Raw genomic sequence first — 12,639 nt, forward strand, 5'->3', positions numbered from 1 at the left:
TTATTTCCCCACAACCTGAATCACGATCAAGATCATCAATAACACCACTACACCGAGTGACATGCTTGAAGCGTATTCACGTAATGAACCTGTTTGACGCGAACTTGTAAAGCTATTACCACCCTTCACAATTGCAGGGAGTACTAACCATAAACCGTCAACTGGATCACGACCTAAAATTTTCGCAATCAATAAATAAGGTTTTACAAATACGATGTCATACAAAGCATCGAAACCAAATGCTGTACGGCAAATGTGCGCTAAACCTGAACCCAAAGATGTTTGAGCAAAAGCTTTTACTGCACCGTATGCAAAAGCAAACAAGAAGATACCCACAGCTAAACCAGCGAGGGCAACACCACTTGCTAAATGTTCAGCATGTGCAACAGCAGCTTCTAAGCTCTCAGGAACAACAAAACTTGGAATGCTTGCAGCAGTCAATAATTTTGCAACTGGCGCTTGTAGGAAGTAGCCGATACCTGTTGATAACGCAGCAAGAATTGCAAGCGGACCCCAGTAAGTGACGCCATGAATCGCATGTGCATGGGTTTTCTCTTCGCCGAAGAATACCACCCAGATTAAACGGAAAGTATAGATAGACGTTAAGAATGCACCCGCAACACCAACCCAGTACAACGTATTGTAAAGTGGAAGATTTGCAATTGTAGACTGTGCATATACTGCACCCAAGATCGCATCTTTAGAGAAGAAGCCAACAGTCACGATTGGAAGTGCTGCCAATGCGCCACCACCGATTACGAAACACCAGAATACGAATGGAATCTTATGACGTAATCCACCCATTTTGAAAATGTTTTGTTCGTGATGACATGCAAGAATTACGGCACCTGAAGAAAGGAACAATAATGCTTTGAAGAATGCGTGAGCCAACATGTGGAATAAACCAGCTTGGTATGCTTCAGCACCCACTGCCATAAACATATAACCCAACTGACTCATGGTTGAGTAAGCCAAGATACGTTTGATATCGGTTTGCACCAATGCGGCAAAGCCAGCCACCAGCAAAGTCACAGCACCTGTAATCGAGATGAACTGCATTACTTCTGGTGCCATTTCAATCACAGAGAACATACGGCAGCATAAGTACACACCTGCTGTAACCATTGTTGCAGCATGGATCAATGCAGACACTGGTGTAGGACCAGCCATCGCATCAGCTAACCAAGTTTGTAATGGAATTTGCGCTGATTTACCCGCTGCACCCAAGAACAACATCAATGCTGTCCAGATCGACAATGATGAGCTTTGTGTCATGACAGTCGCTGCATTTTCAACAATGTACTGAATATTCAAAGTACCAAATTGTTGATAGAGCAAGAACAATGCGATGAGTAAGAATACGTCACCCACACGTGTTACGGTGAATGCCTTGATTGCCGCCCAGCCATTTGCAGGGTTTGAGTAATAGAAACCAATCAATAAGTAAGAGCACAGACCTACGCCTTCCCAACCTAAGAACAATAACGCCAAGTTATCGCCCAATACCAACAACAACATGCTGGCAACGAATAGGTTGAAATAAGAGAAGAAACGCGCATAACCTTCTTCACCACGCATATACCATGATGCGAAGATGTGAATCAGGAAGCCAACACCTGTGACCATACCTGTCATCAATAATGACAAGCCGTCTAAATGTAAGCTGATGCCTGGCTCAAAACCGCCAACACTGAACCAAGTCCATAAGTGTTGAACAAAAACGGTTTGACCACTGCTGGTAAATGCAAGACCGGCAATTAAAGCAAATAACGCAGATAAACCAACTGAACCAACACCAATAATGGCAGCTACATTTTCAGAAAGTTTGTCACGCCCTGCCGCTAAAAGGATAAAACCAATGAGCGGAAATAAAACGGTTAAATATAATGTACTCATCCGCGCATCTCACTAGCAGCATCCACATCCAAGTGATGGAAGCGATGATAAAACTGAAGGACGATCGCAAGACCAATACATGCCTCTGCTGCAGCAAGCGTCAGGATCAAAATGAACATGATCTGTCCATCTGGCTGAGCCCAAACACTACCTGCCAAGACGAATGCCAACGCAGCAGCATTCATCATCACCTCAAGGCTCATTAGCATAAATAAAAGGTTGCGTCGCACCATTACACCGTAAAAACCCAGTGCAAAAAGGATGGTTGCAACGATCAAACCATGTTCTAAAGGGATGTGTCCCATTATTCTTTATCCTCTTCTGCACCTGGTTCACGTTTGCCTAAGTGGAATGCTGCAACAAGTGCTGCAAGCAATAACATCGCGGCAACTTCTACCAATAATAGATAGTGAGTAAATAGTGCTTGACCGACTGCTTTAGGCCCAACAACTTCTGTACCCATTGGCGCAGAAATCGTGGTGTATTCACCACCGAGCATCCACACCAAGATTAAGCCTAATAAAAAGCTCATCAGTGCAGGAAAAGCCCAAGCATCTGAAGTCAACCATTTGCTTTCTTGTTCAATGGTATCTTGTCCAAGGTTCAACATCATGACAACGAAGACGAACAAGACCATGATCGCACCTGCATAAACGATGATCTCAAGGGCAGCCGCAAACGGCGCACCCACGATCATGAAAATGCCAGCAACCGCAAGAAGAGAAACGATCAAGCTAAGTAATGCATGCACAGGATTGGTGTTGGTCACAACACGTACTGTCGAAACAATGGCCACAAGTGCCATCAAATAAAATGGCCACATCATGGTAATAAGCTCCGTACATCTACTGGTGCACTTTCTTTTTGTGCTTGACCTTTTTCTTTACCGCTCACAGCCATACCAGTGACACGATAGAAATTGTAGTCAGGATATTTACCAGGTCCAGAAATGAGTAAGTTTTCTTTCTCATACACCAAGTCTTGACGTACATACTCACCAAGTTCGAAATCTGGTGTCATCTGAATCGCTGTGGTTGGACATGCTTCTTCACACATACCGCAGAAAATGCAGCGTGAGAAGTTAATACGGAAAAATTCTGGATACCAACGTCCATCTTCTTTTTCCGCTTTTTGCAATGAAATACAGCCCACTGGACATGCAACCGCACACAGGTTACATGCCACACAACGCTCTTCACCATCTGGATCACGCGTTAATACGATACGACCGCGATAGCGTGGAGGCGCAATTTGTTCACCCGGTACTTCTGGATATAAGATCGTGTCACGTTTACGTGTTACATGGCTGAACACCATCCATAACGAACGTACAATCGATCCAAAGCCAGCTAGAATTTTATACATTTTGTACTCCCTGCTGTCCTAGGCCTGATTCATCAGAATCACAGCACCAGTCACTAACAAGTTGACCAACGCCAATGGCAAACAAACTTTCCAACCAAAGTTCATCACTTGGTCATAACGTGGACGCATTAACGAGCCACGCGCCAAGACAAACATCATTACAAAGAATGCTGTTTTAATCACGAACCAGAATAATGGTGGAACAAATGGAATTTCTAAGTTAAATGGTGCAAGCCATCCGCCGAAGAATAAAGTCACGATCAAAGCCGAGATCAAAACAACGTTGACGTATTCCGCAACGAAGAACATCCCCCACTTCATACCACCATATTCAACATGGTAACCTTCAGCCAATTCTTGTTCAGCTTCTGGTTGGTCAAATGGGTGACGGTGCGTAACCGCAACACCCGCAACCACAAAGATCAAGAAACCTAAGAACTGAGGAATGATGAACCACATATCACGTTGTGCTTCAACAATTTCACGAAGGTTGAATGAACCTGCAATCGCAACCACACCCATCAACGAGATACCCAAGAACACTTCATAAGAAATGGTTTGAGCAGCAGAACGAAGACCACCGAGTAATGAGTATTTGTTGTTAGACGCCCAACCACCAAATAACACTGCATAAACTGCAATACCTGCCATTGCCATAAAGAACAATAGGCCGATACTCATATCCGCAACGCCCAGTGTAGGACTTACTGGAATCACCATGAATGAAAGTACCGCAGTTGCCATCGCAACTGCTGGTGCTAAACGGAAAGTCAGCTTATCAGCAAACTTTGGTGTCCAGTCTTCTTTGAACATGATCTTAAGCATGTCGGCAACGATCTGGAACATACCACCTGGACCGACACGGTTTGGACCATAACGGTCTTGCCATAATGCCAAGAGACGACGCTCAATAAATGACATCAAAGCAGCAACCAAAACCACCACCAGCAAGATCACAATCGCCTGAATCACTGAATAAGCGATTGGCCAGTTCTCAGCCCAAAGTGGCGTTTGACGTATAATTTCTTGATTCATGAATTACACTCCTACCGCCACAGAAACAGGCTCTGCCAATGAAACAGTTGGTGCTAAACCAATTGGGTAACCAATATAACCTGTTGGTAAATATTCGATCACTTGTACTGGCAAGCTAATACTCGTTTCACCCGCTTTCACTGTAATACGTTGACCATCTTGAACATTTAAGCGTGTCGCATCTTGCTCACCCACAGCAAACATTGCTTCAGGAATACGAGATTCCATCGCAGGTGTTTTAATGGTGAATTCGCCAGAACCAAAAATATGGTGCATCGGCACAAGGCGGAAGCTTTCAGGATTCACAACAACAGCAGAAGGTGCAACATAGCTACGCGCAGGACGTTTTGCTAAACGATCGAATAAACGAACACCCGAATCACCACCTTTTAAGTGACCACCCACTTCATCTTGGTATTTGTTCCAAGCTTGTGGTGAGTTCCAACCCGCAGACCATGCGAAAGGTACCAATGAAGATGCAGTCTGATTCCCTACATAACCTTCCATCGAGAACGTTAATGCAGAGTCGATATCCGTCGGTTGCTTAGGTTCGTGAACCGATAACGGTGCACGCATTGCGGTACGACCTGAGTAACGACGTGGTTCACGTGCAATTTTCAAACCGTGGATACGATAGCCAGCATCTGGTGCAACGTCTTCAATTGCAGCAAGCACAGGAACATTCTTCACGATGTCATCAATCACATCATCAAGCAATGTCCAGTCCACTGCTTTGCCTTTGAGACCTGTCTCAATGGCATGTAACCAGCGCCATGATTCTTTGATCGCATATTCAGGTTTGTAGTAGCTTGGGTCATACACTTGATAGAAACGTTGTGCACGGCCTTCTTGGCTCACGACAGTACCGTCACCTTCAGCAAAGCTTGCTGCTGAAAGTACGATATCTGCAAGTTTCAAGGTTTCAGTTTCGCTATGATCGAGCACGATCACAGTCTCAGCCTTGTCAAATGCAGCTTTCACTTGAGCCACTGGTAAACGACGAGTTAAGTCATTTTCAATCACAACCACTGCATCATAATCTTGTGCAAATGCTTGTTCTAAGCTTAAGCCACCAAACAGCGCCAAGCCCATTGAGTTCACTTCAGGAACAGTCAATGACAAGCCTGCATGTTCACCTAAGTTTTGTGCAACTTGAGCTGCAGCTTCCATGATTGCAGGATCTTGTAAGCTGGTACCAGAGATAATCAATGGTTTTTTCGCCGCTTTCAAAGTATCTGCAATGGTTTGCGCAAATGCTTTGGCATCATCCGCTAAACCAGAGAGTGCTTCACCTTTAACAGCAGCAGCAACCGCGAAACCTAAACGTGCGATATCATTTGGAGATGCAACCACTTCACCTGTTGCAACATCGGCTAAACGCGTTTGTGTTGCAGCAAGGATATAGATTGGTGATTTTGCATCTTGACCGATACGTTGTACAGGTTCTGCTAACCAGTCTGGTGTACGTGTCGCAGCAGCCATTTCTTTGGCTTTGTTTTTCGCAGCTTGGCGAACAGACAATGCCATACGTGGCGCAGTTTGAGTTAAGTCTTCACCCAAGATCAACACCGCATCATAGCTTTCAATTTCACGCATGTTCGGGTTATAGATACCCTGTGTTTGCATGATTGATGCAGCTAACTCAACCAAGTTTTGATCTTTTTGAGACATACCTGTTGAGTAATTGTCTTGTCCGACCAATTCACGCAGTGCGTAGTTTGATTCCAAGCTTGCGCGTGGTGAACCAATACCTAACACTTTCTTGCCTTGAAGTTGAGTAATCACTTGATCAAGTGCCTGATCAACACTCACAGTCGCAACAGTTTCACCATTGCGGAACTGCGGTTGACGTGGACGATCTTCACGATTCACATAACCTGTACCGAAACGACCTTTGTCACAAAGGAAGTATTGGTTGACTGAACCATTGAAACGGTTTTCAACACGACGGATTTCGCCATAGCGTTCGCCCGGAGAAATGTTACAACCTGAAGAACAGCCATGACATACGCTTGGCGCATACTGCATGTCCCACTTACGGTTATAGCGTGCTGAATGGGTCTTATCCGTGAATACACCCGTTGGGCAGACTTCAGTCAAGTTACCAGAGAATTCAGACTCTAAAGTGCCTGATTCTGGACGACCAAAGTAAACACGTGAAGCATTGGCATATACACCAAAGTCCGTACCGCCCGCATAATCTTTGTAGTAACGCACACAACGATAACATGCGATACAACGGTTCATCTCATGCGCAATAAACGAACCCAACTCTTGGTTGTGATGCGTACGTTTGGTAAAGCGATAGCGACGACGGTCATGTTGCGTCATGACGGTCATATCTTGTAAATGACAGTGACCACCTTCTTCACAGACTGGACAGTCGTGCGGGTGGTTGGTCATTAAGAATTCAACAATCGACGCACGGAAATCCGTCGCTTCTTTGTCTTCAATCGAAATATAGGTATTGTCGGCAGCAGGTGTCATACATGACATCACCAAGCGTCCACGTGTGTCCTCAGGATTTGCGTACTGAGTCACCGCACATTGACGACAAGAACCAACAGAACCTAAGGATGGGTGCCAACAAAAATACGGGATGTCGATGCCAAGGCTTAAACATGCTTGTAGCAAGTTTTCAGTGCCGTTGACTTCATACGATTTTCCATCGACATGAATTGTAGCCATAGTCGAATTCCTTAAGCTTGTTCTACGTCTAGAGCAGGAGCATGGGTTTTAACCTTTGCTTCAAACTCGCCACGGAAATATTTAAGTGCGCCCATAAGCGGCTCCATCGCACCTGGTGCGTGAGCACAGAAAGTTTTACCAATCCACAATTTACGAGTAAGTTCTTGTAGGTGATCGATATCTTCTTTCTTACCTTCGCCTGCTTCCAGTGCTTTAAGCGCTTTAACTGCCCAAGGTAAACCATCACGGCATGGTGTACAGAAACCACATGATTCACGTGCAAAGAATTCTTCTAAATTACGTGTAGCAGAAACCATACATTGAGTTTCATCCACAACCATCAACAAACAGGTACCTAAACGTGAACCCGCTTTCATGATCGTTTCAGAATCCATTGGCAAATCAATGTGCTCAGCTGCTAAAAAGTCAGTCGAAGCACCACCTGGTAACCATGCTTTCAAAGTAAGACCATCACGCATACCACCCGCATGTTCTTCAATCACTTCACGCGCTGTTGTACCAAATGGAAGTTCCCAAAGACCAGGGAATTTAACTTTGCCTGATGCACCATAGATCTTGGTACCCGGATCTTTCGACTTACCCGCAGAAAGATTGATGTACCACTCAGGACCACGAAGCATAATCGCTGGCAAGTTGTTATAGGTCTCAACGTTGTTGACAATCGTTGGACGGCCCCATGCCCCTGCAACTTGCGGGAATGGTGGCTTAGTACGCGGATTGGCACGACGACCTTCAAGCGAGTTGATCAATGCAGTTTCTTCACCACAGATATAACGACCTGCGCCAGTGTGAACATGCATATCAAAGTTCCAGCCTGTTCCAAGGATGTTGTCACCCAAGTAACCTTTGGCACGGATTTGCTCTAATGCTTCATTTAAGTATTGAGCTGCTTCAACATATTCACCACGGATGAAGATATAACCTTGAGTTGCTTCTAAGGTATAACCTGCAATCAGCATGCCTTCGATCAATTGATGAGGAAGTTTTTCCATCAACAAACGGTCTTTAAAGGTACCTGGTTCCATTTCATCGGCATTACAGATCAAATAGCGTGGACCACCATCATTTGGCGCCATCAATGACCATTTAATTCCCGCTGGGAAACCTGCACCACCACGACCTTTGACCGTTGCAGCTTTAATGACTTCAAGCACGTCTTTTGGTGGCATGCTCAATGCTTTTTTAAAGCCAGCATAACCTTCAAGTGCTTCATACTCATCTGCTGCACGCACAAACTCTTGTTTGCTCAAACGCCAAGTCAATGGATGCGTTTCTGGATTACCGTCGCCATAAATTGGTTTTGGTTCAGTATTCATACATACTTCTCCAATAACTGTTTAACTGATGACACGTCCACAAGACCATGCGTATCTTCATCAATCATTAAAGTTGGACCTTTATCGCAGTTGCCTAAACAGCAAATTGGGAGCAAGGTAAAACGGCCATCTGCTGTGGTTTGTCCGTACTGGATACCCAACTCGCGCTGGAATGCTTCTGCCAAAGTTTCTGCACCCATCAAGAAGCATGCAATTGAGTCACACAATAAAATCACATGGCGACCAACCGGTTGACGGTAGATACGGTTATAGAAAGTTGCAACACCTTCAAGATCCGCCACACTCATCGTCAACAACTGTGCAATCGCATTCATTTGTGCATCATCTACCCAACCATTACGGCGCTGTACACACTTCAAAGCATCCAAAGAGGCTGCACGTGGGTACGGGTAATGACCAATGTGATGTTCAATGTCATGAATTTCGTCAGCAGTCAAAATCCCTTCAACATTCACACGTGGTTTTTTATCAGTCAAAATCATCATAATCGTTTACCCCTAGCGATCCACGTCAGCCATAACCACGTCAATGGTCGCCAAATAAATGATCAAGTCAGAAACCAAACTGCCGTTAATCACTGAAGGCATTTGCTGTAAGTGAGTGAATGTCGGTGTACGAATACGGGTACGGTAACTCATCGTTGACTTGTCTGAAGTCAAATAATAAGTACTCGCGCCTTTCACGACTTCCGTCATAAATGATGACTCACCCGCAGGCATTACTGGACCCCAAGATACGCTCAAGAAGTGCGTAATCAAGGTTTCAATATCTTGTAATGTCTTATCTTTCGGTGGTGGAACAGCCAATGGATGATCCGCTTTATAAGGACCAGATGGCATGTTATCCAAGCACTGTTGAATGATTTTCAACGACTCAGTAATTTCACGGAAGTGAACCAAGACACGTGCATATGCATCGCCTTCATATTCCACTGGAATATCAAAGTCGAAGTTTTCATAACCACTGTATGGACGATATTTACGAACGTCAAAATCAATACCCGTCGCACGTAAACCAGTACCTGTTACACCCCAAGCCAACGCAGATTTAGCATCGTATTGCGCAACGTTACGCGTACGACCAATAAATACTGAGTTTTTAAGTGCAGCAGTGTAGTACTCATTCAAACGTTTCGGCATCCACTCTAGCAACTCTTTAACAAGTTTTTGCCAGTTATTTGGAAGGTCGTGTGCTGTACCACCAATACGGAACCATGCTGGGTGCATACGGTAACCCGTAATCGCTTCAACGATGTCATAGACTTTTTGACGGTCTGCGAACATATAGAATACAGGAGTCATACCACCCGCATCCTGAATCGCTGTACCACAAAACAACAAGTGGTTATTGATACGGAATAATTCGTTCAACATCACACGAATGACTTGTGCACGCTCAGGTACTTTAATACCAGCAAGCTGCTCAACAGCCATCACGTATGGCATGTTTTGCGCACAACCACCGAGGTAGTCGACACGATCGGTATAAGGAATGAATGAATGCCATGTTTGACGTTCAGCCATCTTTTCCACACCACGGTGGTGATAACCGATATCAGGCACACAGTCTTTCACTTCTTCACCGTCCAACTGTAATACCACACGGAAAGCACCGTGTGCAGATGGATGGTTAGGACCCAAGTTCAGGAACATGAAGTCTTCGTCGTCATTACCGCGTTTTAGACCCCAGTCTTCTGGTACAAAGCGTAAGTGTTCTTGTTCGAAATCTTGCTTTGCTTGGTCTTGCATATACGGCGTATATTCTGTCGCACGCGCTGAATATTCTTTACGTAATGGGTGACCTTCCCAATAGGTTGGTAACAAGATACGACGGAGCATTGGATGCCCTGCGAAATCGATACCGAACATATCGTAAGCTTCACGCTCGTACCAGTTGGCATTTGGCCAAATGTTGGTTGCAGTTGGAATGCTTAAATCATTTTCATTCAACGCAACTTTAATACGAATATCACTATTACGCTCAAGCGATAACAAGTGATAGAACACAGTGAAGTCAGATGCTGGTAAACCATCACGGTGAACACGTAAACGCTCATCTACCGCTGATAAGTCAAACAACATCACATAAGGACGTTCCACTTTACGGAGGAACATAAGGACTTCTTGCACGCGTGCGCGCTCAACCCAGACTGTTGGAAACTCTTCAAAAGTCGTCTGCACATAGAAGTTCTCACCAAATTTGGTTTTGAGCTCTTCTACGATTGCAAATGCAGGGCGGGAATCAACTGGTGTTGATTCTGGCATAGCAATGTCAGTTTCAGCCATTGGCTTGGCTTCCTATTTAATACAAATTCTGGCAATTTTTCCGATGACCATACCCATCACGGGACATGTCAAAAACTCATCGAGAAAATTATTTAATATCATCCATAGAGCGTAAGTTTTTCACCGCAATACGTTCAGCATTTTTACGGTCACGTTCTGGCATCATCTTTGGCTTATACACAGGCTGAAGATCATCACCAATAACCGCTGAAAGTGGACGGCGCTCTAGTTGAATTTGGTCTTGAAGTAACATCAATGCTTGAATCAATGCTTCTGGACGAGGCGGGCAACCTGGGATGTACACATCAACAGGAATAATTTTATCGACACCTTGAACTACAGAGTAGATGTCATACATACCGCCAGAGTTCGCACAAGCACCCATTGAGATCACCCATTTAGGCTCAAGCATTTGTTCATACAAACGTTGAATTACAGGTGCCATTTTGACAAAGCAGGTCCCTGCAACAATCATCAAATCTGCTTGACGTGGTGAAGCACGAATAACCTCAGCACCAAAACGGGATAAGTCATGTACACCCGTTAAAGTCGTTGCATATTCAACGTAGCAGCATGAAGTACCAAAGTTAAAAGGCCACAAAGAGTTTTTACGCCCCCAGTTCACCGCTGTATGCAACACATCTTCAAGACGCGTCATCATCACGCTTTTATTAACTTCTTCCTCAAGTGGATCAGTTACGATTTGACGATCTTGTAATGGATATTGATCGGCATCTGGATTCGCACGGGTTAAAGTATATTTCATCCCGACTTACTCCTTTTTAAGTAATGATGTAGTCGGTGTTTTAGATTTAACACGACCTGAAGACTGTGCTGGAATATGACCAGTAGGATCGACAACTAACTCTTCAATATTATTGAATCGCGTAATGTCAGCAATGTTCATATTTGGCGAACCTATTTTGGTTTTAATCCCAGCTGCTTTACGACGATCTGAAGGTGCCCAGTTAAGTGCGCCTGTAGAAAGCTCATAAATCAAACCGATTAATAAAACTAAAATAAAGACAGCAGCCGTTGCAAAACCAACCCAACCGACTTCACGAACTGAAGTTGCCCAAGCGTAGAGATAGAGGGCTTCCAGATCGAAAACCACAAAGAAAATTGCAACTAAATAGAACTTGGCTGACAAGCGGATACGAGCACCGCCCGCACCAACTACACCTGATTCAAACTGCTCTTGCTTTGCACGTCCCCATGCTTTACCCCCTAGGAGTAAGGGAACAGTGAGCATAAAAACGCAAAGAAATGTAACGCCGATCACGAAGGCAATTATTGCCCATTCGTATGGAGTAATGGCACTCATGCGGGGATAACTCCTGGCAGGCCTATTTTTAACAAAGAATGTATGTATTGGCCTTCAAATACACCAAACACAAAATTAATCCCGCCAATTGTACCTGATTTCTAATTTCTCATGCTAGTTGAAGCGCTTTAGTCTTTCGGATGATTTTGTCCTTAAATTTACCGATATATCCAAGATCATGGTTAATTCACCCCTAAAAATCGAATTATCTAATCAAGAAGACTATATTGATCATTTTTTTCTTTTTCTACATCGTGAAAAAATCTAAATTTTGAGTGGTCCGCCCCAATATATTGCAGCACGAACTAAATCATTGCATTGATACAAATTTATGATGAAAATTTAAACAGAAGTTAGGGCCTGTTGACATTTCAGCCATGCATTGCGTTATCGGCTAAAACGACAGAAACAAGGCATGAAATGCAGGCAATGGTGATCCCCTTGCCAAGTTTCATAACGCAGTTTATGGAGGTTTTAGCCATAACCTAAGCAAGAGCAAAGCATTGCTTTGACGCAGCGCAAGGACAGGGACTTTTTTTGCCGTTACGGCGTTAGGTCTCACACACTTAGAATAACTAAGTTTCGTAAAACCTGCCTTGTACCGTCTAAAAAATGTCCTCTGTCGCAAGCATCTGTGAAATCTCAACAGACCCTATATAATAGCGCGACCTTGCCTCCCCATAGAACC

11 protein-coding genes are annotated in these 12,639 nt (G+C 44.3%); all 11 read right to left on the reverse strand.

Annotation, left to right across the window (positions count from 1 at the left end; translation table 11 throughout):
* The 11 genes from nuoL to ndhC all read right to left on the reverse strand — a co-directional run bounded on the left by nuoL (nucleotide 1) and on the right by ndhC (nucleotide 11,951).
* Entirely contained in the window at nucleotides 1–1,896 is a 1,896-nt protein-coding gene (nuoL, locus tag WA352_RS12390) for an NADH-quinone oxidoreductase subunit L (RefSeq protein ID WP_005205642.1), read from the reverse strand.
* Nucleotides 1,893–2,201, reverse strand: a complete 309-nt coding sequence (gene nuoK, locus WA352_RS12395) for an NADH-quinone oxidoreductase subunit NuoK (protein WP_004655436.1) — start codon at nucleotides 2,199–2,201, stop codon at nucleotides 1,893–1,895. Before nuoK ends, nuoL begins: the two co-directional genes overlap by 4 nt.
* Nucleotides 2,201–2,719, reverse strand: coding sequence for an NADH-quinone oxidoreductase subunit J (gene nuoJ / locus WA352_RS12400; protein WP_171061079.1), 519 nt, complete (start codon nucleotides 2,717–2,719; stop codon nucleotides 2,201–2,203). The genes nuoK and nuoJ overlap by 1 nt, the downstream gene beginning before the upstream one ends.
* A complete protein-coding gene (gene nuoI / locus WA352_RS12405; RefSeq protein ID WP_004655439.1) occupies nucleotides 2,719–3,261 on the reverse strand; it encodes an NADH-quinone oxidoreductase subunit NuoI in 543 nt (180 codons plus the stop codon). Before nuoI ends, nuoJ begins: the two co-directional genes overlap by 1 nt.
* 18 nt (nucleotides 3,262–3,279) lie before the next feature.
* Nucleotides 3,280–4,296: an NADH-quinone oxidoreductase subunit NuoH gene (gene nuoH / locus WA352_RS12410; protein WP_004804775.1), complete on the reverse strand. Its 1,017-nt coding sequence runs from the start codon at nucleotides 4,294–4,296 to the stop codon at nucleotides 3,280–3,282.
* Nucleotides 4,297–4,299: 3 nt separating this feature from the next.
* Nucleotides 4,300–6,984 carry an NADH-quinone oxidoreductase subunit NuoG gene (gene nuoG / locus WA352_RS12415; RefSeq protein ID WP_033133491.1) on the reverse strand — a complete coding sequence of 895 codons (2,685 nt, stop codon included), beginning with the start codon at nucleotides 6,982–6,984 and terminating at the stop codon, nucleotides 4,300–4,302.
* Nucleotides 6,985–6,995: 11 nt separating this feature from the next.
* Nucleotides 6,996–8,321, reverse strand: coding sequence for an NADH-quinone oxidoreductase subunit NuoF (gene nuoF / locus WA352_RS12420; protein ID WP_004804772.1), 1,326 nt, complete (start codon nucleotides 8,319–8,321; stop codon nucleotides 6,996–6,998).
* Nucleotides 8,318–8,827: an NADH-quinone oxidoreductase subunit NuoE gene (gene nuoE / locus WA352_RS12425; protein WP_004804770.1), complete on the reverse strand. Its 510-nt coding sequence runs from the start codon at nucleotides 8,825–8,827 to the stop codon at nucleotides 8,318–8,320. The genes nuoF and nuoE overlap by 4 nt, the downstream gene beginning before the upstream one ends.
* Before the next feature lie 12 nt (nucleotides 8,828–8,839).
* Entirely contained in the window at nucleotides 8,840–10,627 is a 1,788-nt protein-coding gene (gene nuoC / locus WA352_RS12430; protein WP_004804769.1) for an NADH-quinone oxidoreductase subunit C/D, read from the reverse strand.
* Nucleotides 10,628–10,715: 88 nt separating this feature from the next.
* On the reverse strand, nucleotides 10,716–11,393 hold the full coding sequence (locus WA352_RS12435; protein WP_004655450.1) for a NuoB/complex I 20 kDa subunit family protein: 678 nt from the start codon (nucleotides 11,391–11,393) through the stop codon (nucleotides 10,716–10,718).
* Nucleotides 11,394–11,399: 6 nt separating this feature from the next.
* Nucleotides 11,400–11,951, reverse strand: a complete 552-nt coding sequence (gene ndhC / locus WA352_RS12440; RefSeq protein WP_004804766.1) for an NADH-quinone oxidoreductase subunit A — start codon at nucleotides 11,949–11,951, stop codon at nucleotides 11,400–11,402.
* Nucleotides 11,952–12,639: the final 688 nt, after the last annotated feature.

It is taken from the genome of Acinetobacter sp. 102 (assembly GCF_037028485.1).
Lineage (GTDB): Bacteria > Pseudomonadota > Gammaproteobacteria > Pseudomonadales > Moraxellaceae > Acinetobacter > Acinetobacter higginsii.

Excerpts from the sequence above, each read along its gene's own strand:
- nuoJ (WP_171061079.1), bottom strand. The coding sequence starts at position 2,719 with ATGTGGCCATTTTATTTGATGGCACTTGTGGCCATTGTTTCGACAGTA.
- nuoK (WP_004655436.1), bottom strand. The coding sequence starts at position 2,201 with ATGGGACACATCCCTTTAGAACATGGTTTGATCGTTGCAACCATCCTT.
- ndhC (WP_004804766.1), bottom strand. The coding sequence starts at position 11,951 with ATGAGTGCCATTACTCCATACGAATGGGCAATAATTGCCTTCGTGATC.
- nuoF (WP_004804772.1), bottom strand. The coding sequence starts at position 8,321 with ATGAATACTGAACCAAAACCAATTTATGGCGACGGTAATCCAGAAACG.
- nuoG (WP_033133491.1), bottom strand. The coding sequence starts at position 6,984 with ATGGCTACAATTCATGTCGATGGAAAATCGTATGAAGTCAACGGCACT.
- nuoH (WP_004804775.1), bottom strand. The coding sequence starts at position 4,296 with ATGAATCAAGAAATTATACGTCAAACGCCACTTTGGGCTGAGAACTGG.
- nuoE (WP_004804770.1), bottom strand. The coding sequence starts at position 8,827 with ATGATGATTTTGACTGATAAAAAACCACGTGTGAATGTTGAAGGGATT.
- nuoI (WP_004655439.1), bottom strand. The coding sequence starts at position 3,261 with ATGTATAAAATTCTAGCTGGCTTTGGATCGATTGTACGTTCGTTATGG.
- nuoC (WP_004804769.1), bottom strand. The coding sequence starts at position 10,627 with ATGGCTGAAACTGACATTGCTATGCCAGAATCAACACCAGTTGATTCC.
- nuoL (WP_005205642.1), bottom strand. The coding sequence starts at position 1,896 with ATGAGTACATTATATTTAACCGTTTTATTTCCGCTCATTGGTTTTATC.
- WA352_RS12435 (WP_004655450.1), bottom strand. The coding sequence starts at position 11,393 with ATGAAATATACTTTAACCCGTGCGAATCCAGATGCCGATCAATATCCA.